Source organism: Kitasatospora sp. NPDC093550 (genome assembly GCF_044764985.1).
Lineage (GTDB): Bacteria > Actinomycetota > Actinomycetes > Streptomycetales > Streptomycetaceae > Kitasatospora.
In genome coordinates this window covers 1-23,971 of record NZ_JBIWJF010000004.1, presented here as the reverse complement: position 1 = coordinate 23,971, position 23,971 = coordinate 1, and the positions used below count along the sequence as shown (strand labels likewise).

At 74.5% G+C, this 23,971-nt stretch carries 19 protein-coding genes; 11 read left to right on the top strand and 8 right to left on the bottom strand.

Features of this window, described 5'->3' with window-relative positions; translation table 11 throughout:
- Positions 1 to 26 precede the first annotated feature (26 nt).
- The gene (locus tag ACIRD3_RS07430) at positions 27 to 3,200 is read right to left on the bottom strand and encodes an AfsR/SARP family transcriptional regulator (RefSeq protein WP_402212905.1); all 3,174 of its coding nucleotides are present in this window, start codon (positions 3,198 to 3,200) and stop codon (positions 27 to 29) included.
- 293 nt (positions 3,201 to 3,493) lie between these two features.
- On the opposite strand from ACIRD3_RS07430, the gene ACIRD3_RS07425 reads away from it, so the two are divergent.
- The 5 genes from ACIRD3_RS07425 to ACIRD3_RS07405 all read left to right on the top strand — a co-directional run bounded on the left by ACIRD3_RS07425 (position 3,494) and on the right by ACIRD3_RS07405 (position 7,592).
- Complete coding sequence (locus tag ACIRD3_RS07425) at positions 3,494 to 4,567, top strand: hypothetical protein (protein WP_402212903.1); 1,074 nt, start codon at positions 3,494 to 3,496, stop codon at positions 4,565 to 4,567.
- A gap of 145 nt (positions 4,568 to 4,712) precedes the next feature.
- Positions 4,713 to 5,237: a hypothetical protein gene (locus ACIRD3_RS07420; protein WP_402212901.1), complete on the top strand. Its 525-nt coding sequence runs from the start codon at positions 4,713 to 4,715 to the stop codon at positions 5,235 to 5,237.
- A gap of 237 nt (positions 5,238 to 5,474) precedes the next feature.
- Positions 5,475 to 5,837, top strand: coding sequence for a DUF1304 domain-containing protein (locus tag ACIRD3_RS07415; RefSeq protein WP_402213468.1), 363 nt, complete (start codon positions 5,475 to 5,477; stop codon positions 5,835 to 5,837).
- Entirely contained in the window at positions 5,834 to 6,433 is a 600-nt protein-coding gene (locus tag ACIRD3_RS07410; protein WP_402212899.1) for a TetR/AcrR family transcriptional regulator, read from the top strand. Before ACIRD3_RS07415 ends, ACIRD3_RS07410 begins: the two co-directional genes overlap by 4 nt.
- Positions 6,434 to 6,584: 151 nt before the next feature.
- Positions 6,585 to 7,592 (top strand): chitinase, encoded by a 1,008-nt coding sequence (locus tag ACIRD3_RS07405; protein ID WP_402212898.1) that lies wholly within the window; start codon positions 6,585 to 6,587, stop codon positions 7,590 to 7,592.
- Between the two features lie 28 nt (positions 7,593 to 7,620).
- On the opposite strand, the gene ACIRD3_RS07400 is transcribed toward ACIRD3_RS07405, so the two are convergent.
- Entirely contained in the window at positions 7,621 to 9,138 is a 1,518-nt protein-coding gene (locus ACIRD3_RS07400; protein ID WP_402212896.1) for an MFS transporter, read from the bottom strand.
- Between the two features lie 244 nt (positions 9,139 to 9,382).
- Between ACIRD3_RS07400 and ACIRD3_RS07395 the strand changes: the two genes are divergently transcribed.
- Entirely contained in the window at positions 9,383 to 10,096 is a 714-nt protein-coding gene (locus tag ACIRD3_RS07395) for an SDR family NAD(P)-dependent oxidoreductase (protein WP_402212894.1), read from the top strand.
- A 4-nt stretch (positions 10,097 to 10,100) separates the two neighbouring features.
- Here the strand turns inward: ACIRD3_RS07395 and ACIRD3_RS07390 are convergent, their stop codons facing one another.
- Together ACIRD3_RS07390 and ACIRD3_RS07385 are read right to left on the bottom strand one after the other, a co-directional pair.
- Positions 10,101 to 10,970, bottom strand: coding sequence for an aldo/keto reductase (locus ACIRD3_RS07390; protein ID WP_402213466.1), 870 nt, complete (start codon positions 10,968 to 10,970; stop codon positions 10,101 to 10,103).
- Between the two features lie 83 nt (positions 10,971 to 11,053).
- Entirely contained in the window at positions 11,054 to 11,932 is an 879-nt protein-coding gene (locus ACIRD3_RS07385) for an NAD-dependent epimerase/dehydratase family protein (RefSeq protein WP_402212892.1), read from the bottom strand.
- A 133-nt stretch (positions 11,933 to 12,065) separates the two neighbouring features.
- On the opposite strand from ACIRD3_RS07385, the gene ACIRD3_RS07380 reads away from it, so the two are divergent.
- The 3 genes from ACIRD3_RS07380 to ACIRD3_RS07370 all read left to right on the top strand — a co-directional run bounded on the left by ACIRD3_RS07380 (position 12,066) and on the right by ACIRD3_RS07370 (position 15,651).
- Positions 12,066 to 12,980 carry a LysR family transcriptional regulator gene (locus tag ACIRD3_RS07380; RefSeq protein ID WP_402212890.1) on the top strand — a complete coding sequence of 305 codons (915 nt, stop codon included), beginning with the start codon at positions 12,066 to 12,068 and terminating at the stop codon, positions 12,978 to 12,980.
- 133 nt (positions 12,981 to 13,113) lie between these two features.
- A complete protein-coding gene (locus ACIRD3_RS07375; RefSeq protein ID WP_402212888.1) occupies positions 13,114 to 14,574 on the top strand; it encodes an APC family permease in 1,461 nt (486 codons plus the stop codon).
- 93 nt (positions 14,575 to 14,667) lie between these two features.
- Entirely contained in the window at positions 14,668 to 15,651 is a 984-nt protein-coding gene (locus ACIRD3_RS07370) for an ROK family protein (RefSeq protein ID WP_402212887.1), read from the top strand.
- Between the two features lie 135 nt (positions 15,652 to 15,786).
- On the opposite strand, the gene ACIRD3_RS07365 is transcribed toward ACIRD3_RS07370, so the two are convergent.
- From ACIRD3_RS07365 to ACIRD3_RS07350, 4 genes are all read right to left on the bottom strand, one after another.
- Positions 15,787 to 16,140, bottom strand: coding sequence for a hypothetical protein (locus ACIRD3_RS07365; protein WP_402212886.1), 354 nt, complete (start codon positions 16,138 to 16,140; stop codon positions 15,787 to 15,789).
- Positions 16,141 to 16,391: 251 nt separating this feature from the next.
- Positions 16,392 to 17,669 carry a sugar ABC transporter permease gene (locus ACIRD3_RS07360; protein ID WP_402212884.1) on the bottom strand — a complete coding sequence of 426 codons (1,278 nt, stop codon included), beginning with the start codon at positions 17,667 to 17,669 and terminating at the stop codon, positions 16,392 to 16,394.
- A complete protein-coding gene (locus ACIRD3_RS07355) occupies positions 17,666 to 18,454 on the bottom strand; it encodes an ATP-binding cassette domain-containing protein (protein ID WP_402212883.1) in 789 nt (262 codons plus the stop codon). The genes ACIRD3_RS07360 and ACIRD3_RS07355 overlap by 4 nt, the downstream gene beginning before the upstream one ends.
- Positions 18,455 to 18,643: 189 nt before the next feature.
- A complete protein-coding gene (locus ACIRD3_RS07350) occupies positions 18,644 to 19,738 on the bottom strand; it encodes a sugar ABC transporter substrate-binding protein (RefSeq protein ID WP_402212882.1) in 1,095 nt (364 codons plus the stop codon).
- 577 nt (positions 19,739 to 20,315) lie between these two features.
- Here ACIRD3_RS07350 and ACIRD3_RS07345 point away from each other — a divergent pair.
- Together ACIRD3_RS07345 and ACIRD3_RS07340 are read left to right on the top strand one after the other, a co-directional pair.
- Positions 20,316 to 20,984 (top strand): cutinase family protein, encoded by a 669-nt coding sequence (locus ACIRD3_RS07345; protein ID WP_402212880.1) that lies wholly within the window; start codon positions 20,316 to 20,318, stop codon positions 20,982 to 20,984.
- 245 nt (positions 20,985 to 21,229) lie between these two features.
- Entirely contained in the window at positions 21,230 to 23,764 is a 2,535-nt protein-coding gene (locus ACIRD3_RS07340) for a penicillin acylase family protein (RefSeq protein ID WP_402212878.1), read from the top strand.
- Positions 23,765 to 23,971 lie beyond the last annotated feature (207 nt).

Here is a 23,971-nt window from a genome sequence, read left to right as displayed (position 1 = left end):
CCTCCCGGCCGCCCGTCAGTCCCCGGTCAGTACCGACCGGTCAGCGGCACGGCCGCCGCCTCCCGCCGGTCCTCCCGCTCCTCCCCCCGCTGCTGCTCCTCCGGCCGTTCCTCCCGCCGCCCGTCCCGCGCCGACGGGACGCCGTCCCGGCCCCGGGTGAGCAGCCCCGCCACCTCGGCGGCGTCCGGCAGCCCCAGGCGGACGAAGATCGCGTGCGCCTCCCGCCAGCGGTCCCGCGCCTCGGCCTCCCGACCGAGGTCCGCCAGCGTCCGGCCCAGCACCACCAGCGCCTGCCCGTGGTCCCGCTCGGCCCCCAGCTCCTCGCACAGCGCCAGCGCCCGTCCGGCGTGCTCCAGCGCCTCCTCGGTCCGGCCCAGCGACCGCAGACTGTCCGCCAGCCGGTAGTGGGCGTGCGCGGCCCGGGCCTGCAGACCGGCGGCCGTGGCCACCGCCAGGCACTCGCCGAACCAGGTGACCGCCTCCTCGTGCCGCTCCAGCCCGTGCAGCGCCAGCCCCAGCACGTACAGCGTGTACGCCCGGCCGGGATCGTCGTCGCGGGTGCGCAGTTCGGCCAGCGCCTCGTGGCAGATCGCGACCGCCTCGGCGGCCCGGCCGCTGCGCACCCGGGCCAGCGCGGCGTTCACCGTCGTCACCAGCGCCCCCGAGCGGTGGCCGAGTTCGCGGGCCAGCAGCAGCGCCTCGTCGTAGAGCTCCACGGCCTCGTCGTAGCGGCTGAGGAACTGGCAGACCAGGCCGAGGTCGTTCAGCGCCTGGCGCAGGATCACCGTGTCGCCGGCCGCGCGGGAGGCGTCCACGGCCAGCCGGGCGGCCGCCTCGGCCTCCTCCAGCCGGGTGGCGGCCAGCGCGACGTTGCCCCGCAGGAAGTGCGCGCGACCGGCTGCCCGGCGGTCGGCGCGGTGCACCGCCGCGGCGGCGAGCGCCTCGGCGGTGGTGGCCAGGTGCCGTCCGGGTGGGGCGAGGGCGAAGGGGGTGAGCGCGATCAGCAGGTCGATCGCGGCGCGCAGCGGGTCCGGCAGGGCGTCCCGCTCGACGGCACCGGAGGCATCGGCACCGGCGGCGTCGGGGCCGGAGGCGTCGGCGGGGGAGGGCGCCTCGGCCAGCGTCCAGGCGGCGACCTGGGCGGCCAGCGCGATCGCCCCGGAGCCCTCCGCCTCGGCCCAGGCCCGGGCGCCGTCCGGGCCGCCCAGCTCCACCCCGGCGCTGCGGGCGGGCCCGAGCGCCCCGGCCGCCGGATCCCCGGGCACGGCGTGCTGGAAGGCCGCGCAGGCGGTGGCCAGCAGGTGGTCCAGCAGCCGGTCGCGGGCCTGGACGGCGGCGCCCGGGTCGTCGGGTCGTCGCCGGGCGAAGGCGCGCAGCAGGTCGTGGTAGCGGTAGCGGCCGGGGAAGGGCGACTCCATCATCGCCACGTCGACCAGGGCCTCCAGCAGGTCCTCGGCGTCGTACTCGTCGAGGTCCAGCAGGGCGGCCGCGGCGGCCAGACCGATGTCCGGGCAGTCCACCGAGGCGACCAGCCGGAAGGCCCGGGCCTGGGCGGGCGTCAACTGGCGGTAGCTCAGTTCGAAGGCGGCCTCGACGGCCAGGTCGCCGATCCGCAGCTCGTCGATCCGCCGCCGCTCGACCGCCAGCCGGCGGCCCAGCGTCTGGACCGTCCAGCTCGGCCGGGCGGCCAGCCGGGCCGCCACGATTCGCACCGCGAGCGGCAGGTGGCCGCAGACCTGCAGCAGGTCCCGGGCGGCCTCGGCCTCGGCGGCCAGCCGGTCGGCGCCGATGGTCCGGGCGAGCAGTTCGAGCGCCTCGGCGGGCTCGAAGACGTCGAGGTCGGTCTGGACGGTCGCGGGCAGGCCGGAGAGCCGGGTGCGGCTGGTGGTGAGCACGGCGCAGCCGACCGCGCCCGGCAGCAGCGGCCGGATCTGCGCGGTGTCGTGGACGTTGTCGAGGACCAGCAGCAGCCGCCGGCCGTCCACCACCGAGCGGAACAGCGCCGAGCGGGCGTCCAGCCCCTCCGGCACCGCGTCGGCCGGCACCCCGAGCGCCAGCAGGAAGCCGCTGAGCACCGCCTCCGGGTCGGCCGGGGTGGTGTCGGCGCCCCGCAGGTCGACGTAGAGCTGGCCGTCGGGGTAGGCGTCGCGGACCCGGTGGGCGACGTGCAGGGCCAGCGCGGTCTTGCCGACCCCGCCCATGCCGACCACGGTGGCGATCACCAGGGCCTGCTGCTCCGAGGTGCCGAGGGCCCGGCCGAGCCGTTCGACCAGGACCGTACGGCCGGTGAAGTCAGCTGCGTCCGGCGGGAGTTGGGCCGGTCTAGGAGCCGCCGCCACCGGTTCGACCGGCGGCTCCTGCGGCGGCGCGGGCTCGGCCGCGACCGGCTCCACGGGCTCCGCCGACGGCGCGACGCCCGTGGTGGCCACCCCGGCCGGGGCGGTGAAGACCGGGGCGGCGAGGACCGGGGCGGCGAGCGCCGGGTCGCCCTCCAGGATCCGTCGGTGCAGCAGGTCCAGCTCCGCCCCCGGCTCCACCCCCAGCTCGGCCAGGAACAACTGACGCACGCTCCGGAAGACCGCCAGGGCGTCCGCCTGCCGCCCGGCCTGGTACAGCGCGCGCATCAGCAGCCCGTACGCCCGCTCGTGCAGCGGGTGCTCGGTGGTCAGCGCGGTCAGTTCCGGGATGCACCGGGAGAACCGGCCCAGCGCCAGGTCCAGCGCGATCCGCTCCTCCAGCAGTGTCAGCCGCAGCTCCTCCAGCCGCTGGCGCTGGCGCTGCGCGAAGGGCCCGGGGATGCCGGCCAGCGGCTCGCCCTGCCACAGGTCCAGCGCCTGGTTCAGCAGGTCGCGGGCCTGCTGCGGCTGCCCGGCGGCCGCCGTCCGCTCGGCCTGCGCCGCCAGCTCCTCGGCCTGCGCCGCGTCCACGGCGTGCTTGGGCAGCACCAGCCGGTAGCCGTCGCCGACCGAGGTCAGCACGGTCGGCGCGCCCGGCTCCTCACCGTGGAGGATCTTGCGCCACCGCCAGGCGTACGTGCGCACCGTCGTCATCGCGGTGCCCGGCGGCTCCTCACCCCACAGGGCGTCGATCAGGTCCGTGGCGCTCGCACCGTGCCCCGGACGCAGCAGCAGCACCGCCAGCATCGCCTGCTGCTGTGGACTTCCGACCTTCAGGACGGCGGTGCCTCGTTGTGCCCGCATCAGTCCCAGCACGGAGAACCGGAAATCTCCCACTCCTGCACCTGCCCGCCTCATGTGCTCGCCCCCGCCCGCGCACGTGCTTCCCCCCGATTGATGAGCCCCTATCAACCCACGCCACCCCGGCAGCTGTCGAGAGATCGTCGACCGGGTGGTGATCCGGTGTTGATCGACCGTCACCACAATCAGTGGTGTGGCTCCCCTGCCGTCGGCCCGGCACGACCACCGGGCCCGCCACACCCCCGGCCGCCGGACCGCAGCCCGGCGACCACCCCAGCTCTCGGAGGCGGACGCCCGTGAACACCGACCTGCTCTACCGGCTGCTCGACCTCGATCCGGACGCCGGACCGGTCGAACTGCTCCAACGCGCCCGCGAGGTCAGCCACTTGTCCTACCTGGTGCTCGCCGCGCTGGCCCGGGAGGACGTCCGGATGGGCGCGCACGCCCGGGCCGAACTGCGGCGCGCCCGGGACCGCTCCGACGGCTACGCCCGGCTCGCCGCCGAGCTCGCCGACGCCACCGGGGTGCGGCCGATCCGCGACCTCCCGCTGGCCGGCCACTACCCGGCCGACCTGCCCCGGCCGCTCGGCGAGCTCACCCTGGTCAGCCCCACCGAGGCGGCGCTCTGGCAGGCCGTCAACCGGCTGGTCACCGAACACCCGGTGGAGTCGGTCGAGGTCACCCTGCTCGGCGAGCGCCCCCGGCACACCACCGTCACCCTGCGCTGGCCGGCCGAGGACCCGCTGCTCGACCCCTGGTACCGGGTACGGCTCGGCACCGCCGCGCTCCCCGGCGACCGGGCCGGCGTCCCGATCCGCCCCTACCTGGCCGCCGACGACCACGTCGAGTGCCTGATCGCCCTCGCCGAGGAGGGCCTCGGCCGCGCCTTCCACCCCGGCGACGTGCTCGACGTCGCCCACCTCGCCGGGCAGCCCTTCGAGCCGGTCGAGACCGCCGCCGTGGTCGCCGCCTACCGGCTCGCCCCCGAAGCCGTCGCCCTGCTCGACCTCGCCGCCGAGCACGTGCCGCTCGGCCCCCTGGCGGGCGTGCGCACCGTCCTGGAAGCCGAGGTCGCCCCCGAACTGCGCCGCCGCCGGGACACCGCCCCCCCGGCCCGGCCGCGCCACGGCACCCTGCTGCGCCGCACCGTCACCCGGCACGAATGGGACGAGGCCGTGCTGCTCCCCTCCGGAGCCGGCACCCTGCTGCTCACCCCGGTCGCCGACTACCTCCTCGCCCCGGAGGGCACCCGGCCGACGGCGCCCGACCGCACCACCGCCCTCGCCGCCCTGCGTGCCTGGGACGCGATGGCCCCCGGCGCCCCCGGCCCGGCCCCCTGTCCCGGCCTGTCGCGGACCCGCCGACGGTGAGCCCCGGGCGAACGGAGACCTGGCGTCGGGGCCTCGGGCCGGAGGTCCGGGCAGGTCGAACCCCGGAGGGGGCGCCGTCCGTGCTATCCGCTGAGACCGGTCGTCGGCCGGCGGTCGGCGCGAGGACGGACGAGGGAGGACCGCGATGGCCTGGTACCAGGGGGCGAGCCGGATCACGGTGACGGCGGTGGAGGGGCGGTTCCCGCAGCGCGCGGTGGTGACCGCCCGGGGTGCCGCGCCGGTGGAGATCCCCGGCGAGGTCGGCGCCGTCCACGTCGTCGAGGCGGAGAGCTGGCAGCTCGACCTGGAGCACTGCGACCAGGGTGAGTGGTGTGCCAACGTCCGCGCGGTGCAGGGCCGTTGGCAGGAGATCCGGGGCGTGCGGACCCAGGTCGTGCACAGCCGCAACCGGGACCGGGCCGGTGACCGGCAGGGCCGCGACCTGGTGCTGCGGATCGAGCGGCTCGCCCCGGGCGGCGACGAGCCCGCGCCGGTGGCCGTCGCCACCGCGCGCCGGACCACCGCCGCCCAGCCCGCCCCGGCGGTCTCCGCGGGCCGGGCGGCGCCGCGCACCTCGGCCGGTCCGGGGAGCGGCGGCACCGCCGCGGGCGGTCGGACGACCACCCCGGCCGAGCCGGGCACCACGACGACCGGCTCCTGGAGCGGCTGACCCGTCGGTCCTCCGCCGGTCGTCCCGTCGGGGAAGCGGCACGCCGGCCGGGCCCGCACCAGCCGCACCCGGCAGGTCATCCGCGCCTGCCCGGCGGCGCGTTCCAGGGCCCGTTCCCAGGGGCGGCGCGCCCAGGCCCGCTGCCCCCGGTCGTCCGGCGCCCGCCCCACCGACTGGACTTCCTGGACAGGTGTCGATAAATTATGGACATCTGTCCATGAAGTCCGGGAGTCGATGATGCGCGTGACCGCCGATGTCCTGGTGGCCCTGGTGGCCGCCCTGCACGGGTACATCCTGGTGCTGGAGATGTTCCTGTGGCAGCGGCCGCCGGGGCGCAGGCTCTCCGGCTTCGACGCCGAATTCGCCCGCGCCACCGCGACGCTGGCCGCCAACCAGGGCCTCTACAACGGCTTCCTCGCCGCCGGACTGGTCTGGGGGCTGGTCGCCGGCGGTACGGTCGGCCGGCCGGTGCAGATCTTCTTCCTGGCCTGCGTGGTGGTGGCCGGCCTGTACGGCGCCGCCACCGCGAACCGCCGCATCCTGGTCGCCCAGGCGCTGCCCGGGGCGCTGGCGCTCGGCGCCGTGCTGCTCGCCGGATGAGCGCCGCCCCGGACCCGCGTGCCGACCGGGACCCGCGGCCCGCGCAGGACCCGCGCACCGAGCGCACCCGGGCCAGGCTGCGCCGGGCGCTGCTGGAGGAGTGCGCCGAGCGCCCGCTGGCCGAGGTGAACGTCGCGGCGCTGGTGCGCCGGGCCGGGGTCGGCCGGGCCACCTTCTACGTCCACTACCCCGACCTGGAGGCGCTGGCGGTGGACGCCTGCGCCGACGTGGTCCGCGACGCCGTGGACGCCCTGCACGCCTGGCGCGGCGTGCCCGACCCGGACGCCCCGCCGCCCGCGCTCACCGGGTTCTTCGCCGGACTGGCCCCGCACGCGGCCCTCTACCGGACCCTGCTGGCCCCGGGCGGCGGTGGCCCGCTCGGCCTGGTGCTCACCCGCGACCTGCGCGAGCGCAGCCGCACCGAGCGGGCCCTCGCGGGCGCCCCGGAGCCCGATCTGGTGGCCGCCGCGGTGGCCGGCACCTTCACCGGCGTGCTCGCGGACTGGCTGCACGGCCGGATCGAGGCGGCCCCGGAGCGGATCGCCCACCAGGTCTGGCGGCTGCTGATCTCCCTCCACCGCACGCCGCGGCTCTGAGGGCGCCGGGATTGGCGTACCGTTCGGAAACTTTCCTAACGAAAGCCATTGACCCCGGAGTCCGATGCCCCGATTCTGTGAGACGGCTCCCGCCTCCCTGACCTGCCGTCACCGCTCCCCGGTTCCACTGGATCGACGAAAGTGAGTTGGCATGCGCAAGACCACCGGAGTCCGTCTCACCGCCCCGCTGCTCGCCGCCGCCCTCGGCGCGGCCGGGCTGCTGCTGGCACCCGTGCCCTCCGCCGCCGCGGCCCCCACCGCCGCGGCGGCCGTGCCCGGGATGGCCGCCGCGACGTACGAGTACCTCGGCTGGGGCAACCCGCAGAAGCCGACCGACGTGATGAAGGCCGCCGGGGTCAAGTGGTTCACCCTGGCGTTCATCCTCTCCGACGGCGGGTGCAACCCGGCGTGGGACGGCAGCCGGGCGCTCACCGGGGGCTCCGACGAGGCCGCCGTCGCGTCGATCCGGGCGGCCGGCGGGGACGTCGTGGTCTCGGTCGGCGGGTGGAGCGGGAACAAGCTCGGTGAGAAGTGCTCCAGCGCGAGCGCGCTGGCCGGCGCGTACCAGAAGGTGATCGACGCCTACCGGCTGAAGGCGCTCGACATCGACATCGAGAACACCGAGTTCGGCAGTGCCACGGTCCGTCAGCGGGTGGTCGACGCCCTGAAGATCGTCAAGACCAGGAACCCCGGCATCGTCACCTACGTCACCATGGGCACCACCCCGAGCGGTCCGGACGCCAACGGCAAGGACCTGATCAAGCGCGGCGCGGCGGCCGGGCTGGCGAACGACGGCTGGGTGGTGATGCCCTTCGACTTCGGCGGCCACAGCGGCAGCATGGGCCAGGCGACGGTCGGCGCCCTCGACGGGCTGAAGGCCGCGGTGAAGAGCGCCTACGGCTACGGCGACGACGCGGCGTACCGGCACATCGGCGTCTCCTCCATGAACGGGAGGACCGACGAGGCGGGGGAGACCGTCACCACCGGCGACTTCCGCACCATCCTCGGGTACGCCAAGCAGCACCACCTCGCCCGCTTCGCCTTCTGGGCCGTCAACCGCGACCGCGCCTGCGGCTCCGGCGCGGACGCCGACGCCTGCAGCGGCGTCGCGCAGTCGCCGTACGAGTTCACCAGGATCGTCGTGCAGTACCAGGGCTGACGGGAGTCCGCCGGGAGGGTCCGCCGGATCAGGCCTCCCGGCGGTCGATCTCGTGCTCCCGGACCAGCCAGAGCGCGAGGGCCGCGCCCACCAGGCTGACGATGCCGCCGAGCAGCAGCACCAGGTTGAGGCCGTCCAGGAAGCCGGCCCGGGCGGCGGCCGACGCGGCCGCCCGGGCCGGTGCGGGGAGCTCCGCGAGGGCCTGCGGCAGGCTGCCGGAGGAGGCGGCCTCGATCAGCTCGCGGGGGCGGGGACCCTCCGCGAGCGGTGTGCCCGCCGCCAGTTCACGGACCGTGTGGGAGCCCCGCCCCACGAAGATCGCGCCCCAGACGGCGATGCCGACCGCGATGCCGACCTGCCGGAAGGTGTCGTTGATCCCGGCCGCCATGCCGCTCTTCTCCTTGGGCACCACGCTCACCGCGACATCGGCGATCACCGGGTTGATCAGACCGACGCCCGCGCCGCCGACCAGGAAGCCGGCCAGCAGGCCGGTCCAGCCGTCCTCGGGCTGGATGTCGCCCATCAGCAGCATCCCGGCACCGACCGCGATCAGGCCCACGCAGAGCATCAGCCGGGCCGGCGCCCGGGAGAGCAGCGCCCCGGCCACCGGCGCCACGAAGAAGCTGAGCACGGTGATCGGCAGGTAGCGCACCCCCGCCGCGAACGGGGAGAGGCCGAGGTAGTTCTGCAGGTAGAGCGTCAGGTAGAGGAAGAGCGCGAACAGCGAGCCGGACACGGCGAACGCGGCCAGCTGCACACCGGTGAACGCGTGCCGGCGGAACAGCCCGAGCGGCAGCATCGGCTCCGGGACACGCAGTTCGATCACCACGAAGACGCCGAGCAGGACGGCCGCGCAGGCGAACAGCGTCACGATCAGCGTGCTGCCCCAGCCCTCGGCGTTGCCCCGCACCAGGGCCAGGACGAGCAGGAACAGCGCGCAGCTGAAGGCCACGACCCCGGCCCAGTCGATCCGGGTGGCGTTCGGGTCGCGGCTCTCGGCGAGCTTGAGGTAGGTGACGGCCAGGGCGGCGGCGCCGATCGGCACGTTGAGGTAGAAGATCGACTCCCAGCCGAGCGAATCCGTCAGCGCCCCGCCGACCAGCGGTCCGACGGCGACGGCCATCCCGATCGTCGCCCCGTAGACGCCCATCGCGGTGCCGCGCTCCCGCCCGGGCGGGAACTCCTGGGCGACCAGGGCGAGGGAGACCGCGAACATCACCGCGCCGCCGACGCCCTGCACCGCGCGCGAGACGTTGAGGAAGACCGGGTTCGGCGCCAGGGCGCAGAGCAGCGAGGCCCCGGAGAAGACCACCAGGCCCGCGGCGAAGGCCCGGCGCCGCCCGAGCCGGTCGGCCAGCGAACCGGCCGTCAGCACCAGGGCGGCCAGCGACAGTGCGTAGGCGTCGAACACCCACTGCAGGTCGGTGAAGCTCGCGCCCAGGTCCTTGCGGATGGACGGCAGGGCGACATTGACCACCGTGATGTCGAGCAGCAGCATGAACGTCGCGACCGAGACCGCGATCAGCGTCCACCACTTGCGTTGCACCGGTTCCGGGCTCCTTCGGGGGGATGGCGCACGGCCGACGGCCGCGGTTCGGCGGCGGCGCCGTCGACGCCGTCGACCGTACGCACCGCCCCCGCCCCGACCCGGGCCGACACGGCCGGACGCGGCCGGGGAGGCCCTGTCCGGCGCAGGTCCCGGGGGCGCCGGCGGTGCCGACCGGGGCCGATCCGGGCCGCGCCGGTGGGCTTTGCGTGCGGGGCCGCCGGGCGCCTGCCAGGATGCGGGGATGACCTCACCCCCGCCCCCCGGCCGTCCCCGCACCGCCCTCGTCACCGGCGGCAACCGGGGCATCGGCCTGGAGACCTGCCGCCGGCTGGCCGCCGCCGGCCTCGACGTGGTGCTCGCCGCGCGGGACCGGGAGCGCGGGCGCGCCGCCGCCGAGCAACTCGCCCGGGCGGGGTACCCGGTCCGCAGCGAGCAGCTGGACGTCGCGGACGCGGCGGGCGTGCGGGCGTGCGCGGAGCGGCTGGCGGCCGACGGCGTGGCGGTGGACGTGCTGGTGAACAACGCCGGGGTGTACCCCACGGCGCCGTTCTTCGAGCTGGACGAGGCGACCCTCGGAGAGTCGCTGCAGGTCAACCTGCTCGGGGCGTTCCGCACCTGCCAGGCCTTCGTCCCGGAGATGGTGCGCCGCGGCTACGGGCGGGTGGTGAACGTGTCCTCCGGCGGCGGGGCGCTCACCGACAACGTCCCGTCGCCCGCCGCGTACGGCATCGCCAAGGCCGCGCTCAACGCGCTGACGCTGGTGGTCTCCGCGGCCGTCCCGGCGGCGGTGAAGGTCAACGCGGTGTGCCCGGGCTGGGTCCGCACCGGGATGGGCGGGCCCGGCGCCCCGCTGAGCGTCGAGCAGGGCGCCGACACGGTGGTCTGGCTGGCCCTCCTGCCGGAGACCGGCCCCACCGGTGGCTTCTTCCGCGACCGCCGCCGGATCCCGTGGTGAGTGGCTAAGGCCAAGGCCTGTCCAGCGTGGCCAGTTCCTCTGCGGTCAGCGCGAGGGCGGCCGCCGCCGCCGAGTCGCGGATCGACTCCGGGCGGCGGGCGCCCGGGATCGGGACGACGACCGGGGACTGCGCCAGGTGCCAGGCGAGGCAGACCCGTTGGGGGCTGACGCCGCGGGCGCGCGCCAGGGCGTGGAAGGGGGTGTCCGGCGGCGGTGCGGCGGCGCCCGGGTCGTCGACCGCGCTGGGCGAGATGCCGCCGAGCGGGCTCCACGGCAGGAAGGCCAGGCCGAGCTCGGCGCACAGCTCCAGGGTGTCGCGGGTGGCGCGGTGGGCGGGGGAGAAGCGGTTCTGCACCGAGACCAGCCGCGGGCCGAGGATCTCCCGGGCCGTACGGATCTGCGCGCGGTCCACGTTGGACAGCCCGACCAGGCGGATCGTGCCGGCGTCGGCGAGGTCGCGCAGGGCGCCCACCGAGTCGGCGAAGGGGACCGCCGGGTCTGGCTTGTGCAGCTGGTAGAGGCCGATCGACTCCACGCCGAGCCGGGCCGCCGAGGACTCGGCCGCGCGGCGCAGGTGGTCCGGGCGCCCGTCGACCGTCCACGAGCCGTCGCCGGGGCGCCCACGGCCGCCCTTGGTGGCCACCAGCACCTCCTGTGCGCCGCTGCCGTAGGAGGCCAGCGCGCGGGCGACCAGCCTTTCGTTGTGGCCGCGTTCGCCGGCGTGCCAGTGGTAGGAGTCGGCGGTGTCGATCAGTCGCACGCCCGCGTCGAGCGCCGCGTGGATCGTGGCCACGGCCTGCTCGGAGTCGGGACGCCCCTCGACGGAGAGGGGCATCGCGCCGAGCCCGACGGCGCCGACGTCGGTGCCGCCGATCGTGCGGGCCGCGGGGCCCGTCGTCCGGTTCGTGCCCGGGTCCGTGCCCGTGTCCACGCCCGGGTCCGTGTCCGTGCCCGTGTTCATGCCCGTACTTCCTGGACGGCCCGCGGCAGCCAGTCGGCGACCGAGGAGAAGCGGAAGCCCAGGGCGGCGGCCCGGGCGGTGTCCATCGGGTAGGCGTGCGCGAAGGAGAACGGCGAGGGCGCCTCGCCCGCGCCCGCGACGAGGACGGGTTCGGCGCCGACCGTACGGCCGATCGCGGCGCACAACTCCCGGGCGTCCAGCGTGCCGTGGGCGGCCGCGTTGACCGGACCGGTGAACTCCCCGGCGGCGGCCCAGGCCAGGAAGCGGGCGATCTCCGGTGCGTGGACGAAGGAGGCGGGCTGCGGCGCCGCGTGGACGGCCACCGGCAGGCCGCGCTCGATCCGCTCCACGTAGTGCGCCAGCCGTCCGGTGAAGTCGGCGCCGCCGAGGACGTGCGCGGTGCGGACGGTGACGAGGTCGAAGGCGGCCTCCCGGGTGAGCAGCGCCTCCGCCTGGCGCTTGCCCTCGCCGTACCGGGCCTCCAGGAACTCCCCTTCCGTCCAAGGGAGTTCGAGGTTCACCGGGTGGGTGGCCGGGTCGAAGGCCGACTCCGGCAGGGCCGGACCGCCCGGGCGGCCGAGTTCGGCGTAGACCTCCACGGTGGAGGTCAGCAGATAGCGGTCGGTCAGCGGTGCGAAGACCCGGGCGGCGACGGCGGCCTGGCGCGGGGTGTAGCAGACCTGGTCGATGACGGCGTCGAAGCGGCGGCCGGCCAGCGCGGTGCGCAGCGCCTCCTCGTCGTCGCGGTCGGCACGCAGGTGGGTCACGCCCGGCGGTGCGGGCGTCGAACCCCGGTTGAGGACCGTCACCGCCGCGCCGTCCTCCCGCAGCTCCTCGATCAGCCGCCGCCCGAAGTAGCGGCTTCCTCCGATCACGCACACGTCCATGCTGGTCGGTCCCTTCCCGGTCCGTTGCCGAGCGTTTCCGCTCCGTTCTCGGTGATCAGCCTGCCGCGCCGTGATCTTCAGCGGTAGTGTCGATCGGAAGGACTCGTTTTTAGGAGAACTGTTGATCGACGTCCAGCGGCTGGCGGTGCTGCGCGAGGTGGCCCGCCGCGGCAGCTTCAACCAGGCGGCCACGGTGCTGCACTGCACCCCCTCGGCCGTGTCCCAGCAGATCGCGGCGCTGGAGCGGAGCCTCGGCGCGCCCGTGGTGGAGCGCTCCACGCGCGGGGTGACCCTGACGGACGCCGGCCGCCTGCTGGTGGAGGCCGCCGACGCGATCGCCGCCGAACTGGTCGACACCCAGCAGCGGATCGAGCGGCTCACCGCCGAGCGGACCGCCCTCACCGTCGCCACCTTCGCCAGCGCCGGCCGTCGCCTGCTGCCGCCCGCCCTGGCCGAGTTCGTCGCCCGGCACCCGGAGGTGGAGCTGACCGTCCTGGAGGCGGAGCCCGAGGAGAGCCTGCCGGCCGTCCGCGAGGGACGGGCCGACCTGGCCCTCGCCTACCACCTGGAGGGCCCGCCGCCCGCCCGGCCCGGCGACCGCTCCGGCCTGGACTGGACGCCGCTCGGCGAGGACCCGCTGCGGGTCGTGCTGCCGCGCCGCCACCCGGCGGCGGCCCGTCACCGGGAGCGCCCCGAGCCCCCGCACCTGGCCGAACTCGCCGACCAGCGCTGGATCCTGGGCTGCCACAAGTCCGCCGCCCAGCTGGCCCGCCACGCCGATCTGGCCGGCGTCGAGCTGCGGGTCTCCTGCACCGCGACGGACTACGACTTCGCCCAGTCGCTGGTCCACGCCGGGGTCGGCATCGCCCTGATCCCCGAGATCGGGCTGACCGGGCACCCGGAGCTGGTGGCGCTCCCGCTGGCCGAGCCGAGCCCCCGCCGCCACCTCGGCCTCGCCCTCTCCCGTCGCCGCCGCGGCCACGCGGCCCGGCTGGCCGAGGAGTTGGCGGCGCTGCTCACCGCCGAGCGGGGCTGACGGCGCTGCCGGGCCGGCCCTCGGGGCGCGGGGGCCGGAGTGTGCGCACTCCCTTGACGGATTAAGTTACCTTCCTTAACTTGATCCCCGCGCCGCACCCTCGCGCGCCCGCCCCCACACCCCGGAGCCACCCGTGTCCTCAGGCTTCACCCGAAGAATCGGCCTCTTCCAGGCCACCGCGATCAACATGAGCCAGATGTGCGGCATCGGACCGTTCGTGACGATCCCGCTGATGGTCGCCGCCTTCGGCGGTCCGCAGGCCGTCATCGGCTGGATCGCCGGCGCGCTGCTCGCCCTCGTCGACGGCCTGGTCTGGGCCGAGCTCGGCGCCTCGCTGCCCGGCGCCGGCGGCACCTACGTCTACCTGCGGGAGGCCTTCCAGTACCGCACCGGACGGCTGATGCCGTTCCTGTTCGTCTGGACGGCGATGCTCTTCATCCCGCTGATCATGTCCACCGGGGTCCAGGGCCTGGTGCAGTACCTGGCCTACCTGTGGCCGGGCATGACGACCGGCCAGGGGGACGTGGTCGGCGTCGCCGTGCTCGCCCTGGTCGTGCTGCTGCTGTGGCGCCGGGTCGAGTCCGTCGGCCGGATCACGGTCGCCATGTGGGCCGTGATGATCGTCTCGGTCGGGGCGGTCATCCTCGCCTCCTTCACCGACTTCGATCCCGCGCTCGCCTTCACCTGGCCCGCCCACGCCATCGAACTCACCCACGGCCAGTTCTGGATCGGCTTCGCCGCCGGCCTGACCATCGGCATCTACGACTACCTCGGCTACAACACCGCCTCCTACCTGGGCGCCGAGATCAAGGATCCGGGCCGGGTCATGCCGCGCGCCATCATCCTCTCGATCACCGCCATCATGGGCATCTACCTGCTGATGCAGATCGGCGTCCTCGGCGTGGTCCACTGGCAGGACATGCTCGACCCGGAGAACGCGGCCTCCAAGTCGGTCGCCTCCGCGGTGCTGGAACGGACCTGGGGCAAGGGCGCCGCCGACACCGTCACCGTGCTGATCCTGGTCACCGCCTTCGCCTCCGTCCTCACCGGCCTGCTCGGCGGCTCCCGGGTGCCGTACGACGCCGCCCGCGACGGGATGTTCTTCCGCTCCTTCGCCAGACTGCACCCCCGCCACGGCTTCCCGGTCCTCGGCCTGGTCGCCATGGGCACCGTCACCGCCGCGGGCTTCCTGTTCGCCCGGCACATCGGCAGCTCCTCCGCGCACCCGCCACTGAGCATCCTGATCGCCCTGCTGACCAGCGTCATGGTGCTCGTCCAGGCGCTCGCCCAGATCGCGGCCGTCACGGTGCTCCGCAGGCGCCAGCCCGACCTCGCCCGCCCGTACCGGATGGTGCTCTACCCGCTGCCGAGCATCGTCGCCGCCATCGGCTGGCTGGTCATCTACGGCTACGCGGACCAGGCCAACGACGGCGTCCACCCCATCGAGTGGTCGCTCGCCTGGGTCGCCCTGGGCGGCCTCGCCTACCTGATCTGGTCCACGGTGGAAGGCGCCTGGCCGTTCGGGCCGAAGGAGATCCGCGAGGAGTACCTGGACGCCCAGCGCGCCGACGCGGTGACCACGAACGCCGGGTAGCCACCCTCCCGTCCACCCCTGACCGCCGGTCGGCGGACGGGAGGCGCCGCACCGCCACCCGCCCGCCGACCGGCCACACCCGAGGACTCCTCCGTGCGCACCGACCCCGTCGACCCCCGCCCCCAGGCCCGCGCCGCCCTCGCCGTCACCGGCGCCGATCTCGCCGTCATCGGCATCGACTTCGGCGGCACCAAGACCGAGGTCGCGCTCGCCGACTCCACCGGCACCCCCCTGCGGCGGATCCGCCTCGCCACCCGGGCCGAGCACGGCCCCGACCAGATCCTCGCCCGCGCCGGTGCGGCCGCCCGCGAACTCGCCGACCACGCCCTGGGCGCCCTCGGCCTCCCGGTCGCCGCCCACGCGGCCGTCAGCCCCGGGGTGATCCAGCCGGACCGGATCCTCCTCACCCCGAACCTGCCCGGCTGGGAGAGCCTCGCCCTCGCCGACCGGCTCGCGCGCGAACTCGGCGTGGACGCCGTCGCGGTGGCCAACGACGTCCGGGCCGGCGCCCTCGCCGAACTGCGCCTCGGCGCCCTGCGCGACGCCGACCCCGGGATCTACCTCAGCCTCGGCACCGGCATCGCCGCCGCGCTCACCGTCGGCGGCCGGGTGCTCAGCGGCGCCCACCAGGCGGCCGGCGAGATCGCCTACCTGGACCCCGGGCACCCGGCCGGCGCCCCCACCGCGGTCTTCGCCGACGGCCACGCGCCGCTGGAGGAACTCGTCGGCGGCAAGGCCCTCGGCGAGCGCAGCGCCGCCGAACTCGGCGAGGAACTCACCGCGGAGCGCCTCTTCACCAGCGAGGACCCGGCAGCCCGACGGATCGCCGCACAGGCCCTCGACACCCTGGCGACGGCCGTCGCCAACATGGCCGTCCTGGTGGACCCGGAGCGGATCGTGGTCGGCGGCGGCATGATGGCCGCCGAAGCGGCGATCCTCCCCGCCCTCACCGCCCGGCTCGCCCGTGCCGTCCCCTTCCCCCCGGCCGTCCGACCCGCCCACTTCACCGCCGACGCCTCCCTCCACGGCGCCATCGCCCTCGCCCTCGACCACCTCCCCGCCCGCACGGCGGCCTGAGGCGGGGCGGTACGGGGTTGGGCTGCGCGCGTGCTGCCCGCCCGCGCCGCCGTCGGAGGAGGGGCGATGCGGGAGCGGACACGGGTGCTACGGGGCCCGGGAGTTCCGGGGGCCCCGTAGCGGGGGTGGGGGGTGTCAGTCGCGGAGGACGCTGACGCCGCCGAGGAGGCCCCAGGCGGCGACGTGGACGGTCGGGCCGCCGGGGCGGCTGGGGCCGTCGTCGCTGACGCCGCCGAGGCGGATGCCGCCGACGACCACCCGGACGTCCGGGCGGACCCGCAGCTTGACGCCGCCGATCAGGCTGAGCTTGGTGATCCGCAGTTCGGCACCGTCGGGGAGGTCCACGTCGGTGAGGTCGATGTCGGCGCCGCCGATGAGCGAGGCGGTCACGGTGCGGCTGTGGATCTCGTGGCCCGCGAGGCGGTTGCCACCGAAGATGCTGATCCGGACGTCGGTCTTGTCGCTGTCCGGGGTCCCCGAGTTCGTCATGCCGCCTACCGTAGGGCCCGGTCGGGGCGGCCGGTCAATCCCCCCCGGCGGGCGACGGCCGGGACGGGACCGGCACGCGCCGCCCGCGGCGGTCGCCGCGCGGGTGAACGTCCGTCACGGGCCGGGGCGTTCGCGGTCGAGGCGCGGCGGGCCCGTGGGCACCGCGGCGCCGCCGCGGGAACGGGTTCGGCCGCCGTCCCGGGTGGGACGGCGGCCGAGGCGCCCTCAGGCGCGTACGCGGGGGGCGTCGGTCAGCGGGCCGCGGTCTTGCGGGTGCGGCGGGAGACCGAGTCCAGCACGACGGCGGCGAGCAGGACGGCGCCGGTGATCATGTACTGGACGGACTGGTTGACGTGGACCAGGTCGAGTCCGGTGATGATCGACTGGATGACCAGGATGCCGAGCAGGGCGGACCAGGTCTTGCCGCGCCCGCCGAACAGGCTGGTGCCGCCGATGACGGCCGCGGCGATGGAGTTCATCAGGACGTTGCCGCCACCGAGCAGCTTGTCCGCGGAGCCCTGCTGGGAGGCGATGAACAGACCGCCGAGGGCGGCCATGCCGGCGGAGATCATGAAGACCGAGATCCGCACCCAGTCGACGTTGATGCCCGCGCGGCGGGCGGCCTCGACGCCGCCGCCGACGGCGAAGATCTGCCGGCCGTAGCTGGTGCGGCGCAGCACGAAGTCGGTGATGACGACGACGGACAGGAAGACCAGCAGGGGCAGCGGCAGGCCGCGGTCCTGGTTGAGCTCGTACGCGGCGGCCAGCGCGATGACGGCGATGACGCCGACGCGCAGCGCGATCTCGCTGGTCGGGCGGGCGGCGAGGCCGGCGGCGGTGCGGCGGCGGGCGTCGAGGAGCTGGCCGGCGGCGAAGAGCGCGATGCCGAGGACGGCGAGGCCCCAGGTGAAGGCGATGTCGCCGTCGCCGAGGAAGTAGGTGTCCAGGTTGGCGAGCACGCCGTCGTTGACGACGTTGACGGTGCCCTTGTCGCCGAGGACGTACTGCTGCAGGCCGCTCCAGGCGAGCAGGCCGGCGAGGGTGACCACGAAGGCCGGGACGCCGATCTTGGCGAAGAAGAAGCCGTGCAGGGCGCCGATGGCGACGGCGGCGGCGATCGCGATGAGGCAGGCGACCCACTCGTTGTAGCCCGAGCGCACGGACAGCACGGCGGCGATCGCGGCGGAGACGCCGGAGACCGAGCCGAGGGAGAGGTCGATCTCGCCGAGCAGGAGGACGAAGACGATGCCGACGGCGATCAGGCCCGGGCCGGCGATCCACTTGGTGATGTTGGTGAGGTTGTCGGCGTTGAGGAAGTCGCCGGTGATGCCCTGGAAGATGGCGCCGATCAGGATCAGGCCGAGGACGACGGGCACCGACCCGAGGTCGCCGTTCTTCATCTTCCGCTTGAACTCGGCGAGGTAGCCGGCGAATCCGGCCTCGCGGACGAGGAGCCGGGGGTCCACGGCGGGGGCGGCCGACGCGGGGGGCGCGTCGGGGGTGTCCGGGGTGGTCTGTTCGGTAGTCACTTCGCGTCCTCCGCGAGTCGGGCCTGGCGCCGGGTGACGGCGTTCTCGGTGGCGCCGGTGATGGCGGAGATGATCTCCTCGTGCGAGGTGCCGGCCACCTCGAAGACGCCGTTGTTGCGGCCCAGGCGGAGCACGGCGACGGTGTCCGCGACGGCCTTGACGTCGGCCATGTTGTGGCTGATCAGGATGACGCCGAGGCCGCGGTCGCGCAGGCGCTCGACGAGGTCGAGGACCTGGGCGGTCTGCTCTACGCCGAGGGCGGCGGTGGGCTCGTCCAGGATGACGATCTTGGGGTCGCCGACCAGGGCGCGGGCGATCGCCACCACCTGGCGCTGGCCGCCGGAGAGGGCGGCGATGGGGATGCGCACGCTCGGGATGCGGATGGAGAGGGTGTCGAGCAGCTCGCGGGCGCGCTTCTCCATGGCGACCTCGTCGAGGGTGCCGAAGCGCCTCAACTCGCGGCCGAGGAACAGGTTTCCGACCACGTCGAGGTTGTCGCAGAGCGCGAGGTCCTGGTAGACGGTGGCGACGCCGAGGTTCTGGGCGTCGTGCGGCCGGCCGATCGAGACCGCCTTGCCCTCCCACTCGATCGTGCCCTCGTCGATCGGGTGGACGCCGGCGATGGTCTTCACCAGCGTGGACTTGCCGGCGCCGTTGTCGCCGACCAGGGCGACCACCTCGCCGGCGTGTACCTCCAGGTGCACGTCGGTCAGTGCCTGGACGGCGCCGAAGCGCTTGGAGACCCCGCGCAACGCCAGTACGGGTGCGCCTGTCACGTGAACCATCTCCTTCTTCCCGTGCGCGCCGTTCGGTGGGTGGGCGGCCGGGCTGGCCCGCGCGCCGTGACGGTGCGCGGGCGGGTGAGCGTCGAAAGGGGGTGGCGGGCGGCCGGTGGGGCCTGCCGCGCGGTGCGGGCGGTGCTCCCCGGGGAGGTGGGGAGCTCCGCCCCGCACGCTGCCGGGTCGGGCCGGCGGTTACTTCAGGCCGGCGGTGGCGCAGGCGGCGGCGTAGTCCGCGGTGCAGATGTCGGCGGCCTTGTAGAGACCGTCGGCGATGACGGTGTCGTTGATGTTGGCCTTGGTGACGATCTTGGGGTCGAGCAGCTTGGCCGGGATGCCCTTGTCGGTGGCGCTGTCGACGCTCGCGGTGGCGACGGACTTGACGTCCTTGCCCTGGAGCAGGTCGACGGCCAGCTCGGCGGCGCTGTCGGCGAGCGGCTTGTACGCCTTGTAGATGGTGTACGCCTGGTCGCCGTTGACGATCCGCTGGACGGCGTCGAGACCGGCGTCCTGGCCGCCGACGGGGACCTTGATGCCCGCGGCCTGCAGCTGGGTGATGATGGCGCCGGCCATGCCGTCGTTGGCCGAGTAGACGGCCTGGAAGCCGTCCTTGCCGAGCTGGGTGATCGCGGCACCGATCTTCTGGCCGGCCACGGTGGGCTTCCACTCGCCGGACTGCTCGTAGACGACCTTCTTGACCTTGCCGTCGAGCACCTTGTGCGCGCCGGCCTTGAACTGGCCGGCGTTCGGGTCCGCGTCGTCGCCGTTGATCATGACGATGTTGGCGTCGGCGGCCTTGCCGCCGAGGGCGTCGACCAGGGCCTGGCCCTGGAGCTCGCCGACCTTCTCGTTGTCGAAGGAGGCGTAGGCGGCGACCGGGCCGGTGGCCAGGCGGTCGTAGGCGACGACCTTGACGCCCTTGTCGGCGGCCTCCTTGACCCAGGACTGGGTGGAGGTGGCGTCGAAGGCGTCCAGCACGATGACCTTCACGCCCTGGGCGATCAGGGTGTCGAACTGCTGCTTCTGCTTGGCGGCGCTGCCCTCGGCGTTGTTGTAGAGGACCTTGCAGTCCGCGCACAGCGCCTTGACCTTGGCCTCGATGAACGGCCGGTCGAAGGACTCGTAGCGGGTCGAGGACGCGTTCTCCGGCAGGAGCAGGCCGATGGACTTGGTGTCGCCGGAGGCGGCGGAGTCCTTCTTGTCGCCGCCGGCCTTGCCGCACGCGGCCATGGACAGGGCCATCGAGACGGCCGCGGTGGCGATGACGGCGCGACGCATCATTGCGTTCATGTGGGGGTGCCTCCCTGACGTCGCCGCGACGGTGCGGCGGAGTGGGAGGGAGTCAACCCTCCGGGGCCGGATTGAGTCAAGAAGTAAATCCAAGACGAGCCAATGCGGGTCCTATTCGTTATCTTCCTGAACACATCGCCGGGGTGGCCCAACCGGGCCGCACTGTCGCCGGAGGGTCGGTCCGCCAGGCCCTCCGGCCAGCGCGGCCCGGTTGCGGCGAACCTGCAGGGAGCCGGGCCGGACACCCTCGGTGGCGGGGTGTGTACGGGGCGTATGCCGGATTCGGCCCGCCGGGCCCCGGTCAAGGTCGGACGGAAGTCCGCGAGGGTACTGCGTTCAAGATGTGTCGGCAGCGGGGCCGCGCCCGGACCGCCCTCGGATCTCGTCCGCGTGGCCCCGATTCGGCTGTCATGTCCAGGGATTGACGGATAGTCAGCCGAGGCGTCCCGGGCGTCCCGGGCGGAGGCGGGCTTCATCGGGTTGTCATCGCCCGCTGTCACGGTGGTCGGGAGAACTCGGCCGAGTGCGCGTCGCGTCGCAGGGCGGGCGCGTGGGCCGACCGTGTGGGGAGGAACGCATGCGAGCACGAAGGATCGCGGCCGCGACGGCCGGGCTCCTGATGACCGTCGGGCTGACCGCGGCGCAGGGGGCGACGGCACAGGGCGCCACGGCGCGGGTGACCGCTCCGTGTGAGGGCACCTACACGATCGTCGTCGGGGGCACCGGCAGCTCGTGGAACAACGACGGCTTCACCGGCAACATCCAGCAGCACGTCGGGTACCCCACCCAGATCCCCAACGGGGCGAGCACCCGGGCGGGCGTCAACGAGCTGAACCGGCTGGTCCGCGACCAGCGCGCCGCGTGCCCGTGGCAGCACGTCAAGATGGCCGGGTACTCCCTGGGGGCCGGGGTGGTGCACGTCTGGGTCAGTGAGAACTGGCGGACCTTCGACAACGTCAACGCCATCCTCGTCGCGGACCCCAAGCGCCAGGGCCCTCCCGGCGCCAACGGCGGGGCGGTGCCGTTCGGCGGCATCATCGGCGCCCCGCTCGCCGGGGCGGACCGGAACTTCGGCAACATCCCGGTCAAGACGATCTGCCACTGGGACTACGTCTGCGACGAATCCGCGGGCATCTGGACCTATCCGAACAACCACGTCCGGAACTACCCGGAGGACTTCAACATGGACCACCACAACGACAGCGCCAACGAGCAGTGGTACAACGGCGCCTGGTATCCCGCGTAGCCACGGGCCGTACGCCTCCGCCACCCGTCGGCGGCCGGGAACGCCCGGCGGCCGGCGGGTGGCGGTCCGTCGGGGCCGACCGGTGGCCGGCGGGTGGCGGTCCGTCGGGGCCGACCGGTGGCCGGCGGGTGGCGGTCCGTCGGAGCCGACCGGTGGCGGGCCGACCCGTTTCACCGGGATGTCATCGCCCCTCCCTAGCGTGACCGCGTTCAGACAAAACGCCGAGCGCAGGGAAGGACGGCTCGATGGCACGGAGGAGACTCACCGCGAGGCTGCCGATCGCGGTCATGGCCGCGGTGGCGCTGCTGAGCACCACGGCGGCCGCCGGATCGCCCGCCGCGGCACCGTCGGCCGCACGGGCGGCGAGGGCCGCGGCGGCGCCGGACAAACCGACGATCCGCTACACCGAGTACGGGATCCCGCACATCATCGCCTCCGACTGGGCGGGGCTGGGGGAGGGCTACGGGTACGCCGCGGCCAAGGACAACATCTGCACCCTGGCCGACACCTACCTGATGGTCAACGCCCAGCGCTCCCGCTACCTGGGGCCGGACGGCAGGGCGAGCCCCGGGGAGCACCAGAACACCACCAGCAACCTCAACAGCGACCTGTACTTCCAGCGGATCAACGACGACCGGGTGGTGGAGCGGCTGATCGACCAGCCCGCCCCCAACGGGCCGGAGCCGGAGGTCAAGGAGGGCATCCGCGGCTACGTCCGGGGCTACAACCGGTACCTGGCCGAGACCGGCGTGAACAAGCTCTCCGACCCGGCCTGCCGCGGCGCGGCCTGGGTGCGGCCGATCACCGAGCTGGACGTCTACCGGCACGCGCACGCCGAGATCATCATGGGCAGCGCCGATCCGCTGCTGGACGGCGAGGTGAACGCCGCACCCGCGGTCGGCTCGGGCGCCCCGCCGGCGGCTGGCGCGCCCGCGGCCGGGAGCGAGGCCGCGACCGGGGCCGCCCCGCCGCCGGCGGCCACGCCCGAGGAGACCGCGGCGAAGATCCGCGACGCGATGGCCGCCGCCCGGCAGCAGAGCATGGGCAGCAACGCCCTGGCGGTCGGCGCGCAGGGCGTGGCCGCGGGCACCGGTACCGGCATGCTGCTGGCCAACCCGCACTTCCCGTGGCAGGGCAAGAACCGGATGTGGCAGAGCCAGCTGACCATCCCCGGCAGGATCAACGTCTCCGGCGCCAGCCTGCTCGGACTCCCCGCCGTGAACATCGGGCACACCGACGACGTCGCCTGGAGCCACACCGTCGCCACCGTCGCCCCGTTCGGGCTGTTCGACGTGCAGGTGGACCCGCTGAACCCGACCAACTACCTGGTGGACGGCGGCTGGCAGGCGATGACCTCGCAGCAGGTCGGCGTCGACGTGCTGAACCCGGACGGCTCGCTCGGCCGGGTCACCAGGACGCTGTGGTCCACCCGCTACGGCCCGATCACCACGTCGATGCAGGGCGTCCCGCTGCCCTGGGTGGTGAGCGCGCACGCGGTGCGCGACGCCAACACGGACAACCTGCGGGCCCTGAACACCTGGTTCCACCTCGACCAGGCCAAGGACGTCCACGACGTGGTGAACACCCTGGAGACCACCGAGGGCGTGCCGTTCTTCAACACCGTGGCCGCCGACCGCAAGGGCGAGGCGCTGTACGCGGACATCCAGGCCGCCCCGAACATCACCGACGAGCACGCGCAGTCCTGCCTCACCATGACCGGCCAACTGCTCTTCAACCAGGGGCTGCGCCTGCCCAACGTGCCGCCGATCTCCATCTTCGACGGCAAGCGCAGCGCGTGCGACTGGCCGAACGACCCCAACGCCGTCGCGCCGGGACTGCTGGACCCGCACAAGCAGCCGCGGCTGATCCGCTCCGACTTCGTGGGCAACGCCAACGACAGCGCCTGGCTGGCCAACCCCGAGCAGCCGCTGTCCTTCCCCCGGGTGATGGGCGACACCGCGGCGCCCCGGTCGCTGCGCACCCAGGAACTGGTCCTGACCGCGCAGAACCGGATCTTCGGCACCGACGGCCTGCCGGGCAAGGGCTTCACGCCGGAGACCATGCGGCAGCTGCTCTTCGCCGACCACAGCCGGGCGGCCGACCTGGCCCTCGACGCCACGGTGTCCATGTGCCAGAGCCTGCCCTTCGGGCTCATCCTGGTGGACGGCAACCTGGTCAACGTGAGCGAGGCGTGCCCGGTCCTGGCCGCCTGGAAGGACCACGCGTTCACGGCGGACAGCCGCGGGTCCTGGCTGTTCGAGAACTACTGGTACTTCCTGACCAACGGCCAGGCGATCGAGAAGCTGCCGTGGAAGGTCCCCTTCGACCCCAACGACCCGGTGCACACGCCCAATTCGCTGGACCCGGGGAGCTCCGCCGTCCGCGACGCCTTCGGCCGGGCGGTCCTCGCGCTGCGCAACGCCGGCATCCCGTTGAACGCCGCGCTCTCGGACGTCCAGAAGATCACCCGCAACGGTGAGCAGATCCCGATCCACGGGTCGCTCCACGAACTGGGCGTGCTGAACGTGGTCACGCCCGGCACGGTCGACGGCAAGCTGGACATCGTCTTCGGGTCCAGCTTCATCCAGCAGGTGCGCTTCACCGCCGACGGGCCGCCGCAGGCCGCCTCGGTGCTGGCGTACTCCCAGTCGGCCAACCCGAACTCGCCGCACTACGCCGACCAGACCAAGCTGTTCTCGGCGGGCCGGTGGGTGACCGAACGGTACACCGAGGACCAGATCGCGGCCTCGCCGGCGCTGGAGGTCAAGGTCCTGAACTGAGTTCCGGGACATGAGTTCCGGGACCCGGGTTCCGCTGGTGTCCGGGACCTGACGACCGGGACCCGTGTCCGGACCGCCCGGACGCGGGGGGGGGCCCCCCCCCGGGGGCGGGGGGGCCCCCCCCCCCCCCGGGGGGCGCGGGGGCGGGCCCCCCCCCCCCCCCCGCCGCGCCCCCGCCCCCGCCCCCCCGCGCGCCCCCCGCCGCCC

What these genes read in the sequence shown, in the direction of transcription:
- ACIRD3_RS07430 (WP_402212905.1), bottom strand. Translation starts at nt 3,200, where the DNA reads ATGCGGGCACAACGAGGCACCGCCGTCCTGAAGGTCGGAAGTCCACAG.
- ACIRD3_RS07420 (WP_402212901.1), top strand. Translation starts at nt 4,713, where the DNA reads ATGGCCTGGTACCAGGGGGCGAGCCGGATCACGGTGACGGCGGTGGAG.
- ACIRD3_RS07415 (WP_402213468.1), top strand. Translation starts at nt 5,475, where the DNA reads ATGCGCGTGACCGCCGATGTCCTGGTGGCCCTGGTGGCCGCCCTGCAC.
- ACIRD3_RS07410 (WP_402212899.1), top strand. Translation starts at nt 5,834, where the DNA reads ATGAGCGCCGCCCCGGACCCGCGTGCCGACCGGGACCCGCGGCCCGCG.
- ACIRD3_RS07405 (WP_402212898.1), top strand. Translation starts at nt 6,585, where the DNA reads ATGCGCAAGACCACCGGAGTCCGTCTCACCGCCCCGCTGCTCGCCGCC.
- ACIRD3_RS07395 (WP_402212894.1), top strand. Translation starts at nt 9,383, where the DNA reads ATGACCTCACCCCCGCCCCCCGGCCGTCCCCGCACCGCCCTCGTCACC.
- ACIRD3_RS07365 (WP_402212886.1), bottom strand. Translation starts at nt 16,140, where the DNA reads ATGACGAACTCGGGGACCCCGGACAGCGACAAGACCGACGTCCGGATC.
- ACIRD3_RS07355 (WP_402212883.1), bottom strand. Translation starts at nt 18,454, where the DNA reads ATGGTTCACGTGACAGGCGCACCCGTACTGGCGTTGCGCGGGGTCTCC.
- ACIRD3_RS07350 (WP_402212882.1), bottom strand. Translation starts at nt 19,738, where the DNA reads ATGAACGCAATGATGCGTCGCGCCGTCATCGCCACCGCGGCCGTCTCG.
- ACIRD3_RS07345 (WP_402212880.1), top strand. Translation starts at nt 20,316, where the DNA reads ATGCGAGCACGAAGGATCGCGGCCGCGACGGCCGGGCTCCTGATGACC.
- ACIRD3_RS07340 (WP_402212878.1), top strand. Translation starts at nt 21,230, where the DNA reads ATGGCACGGAGGAGACTCACCGCGAGGCTGCCGATCGCGGTCATGGCC.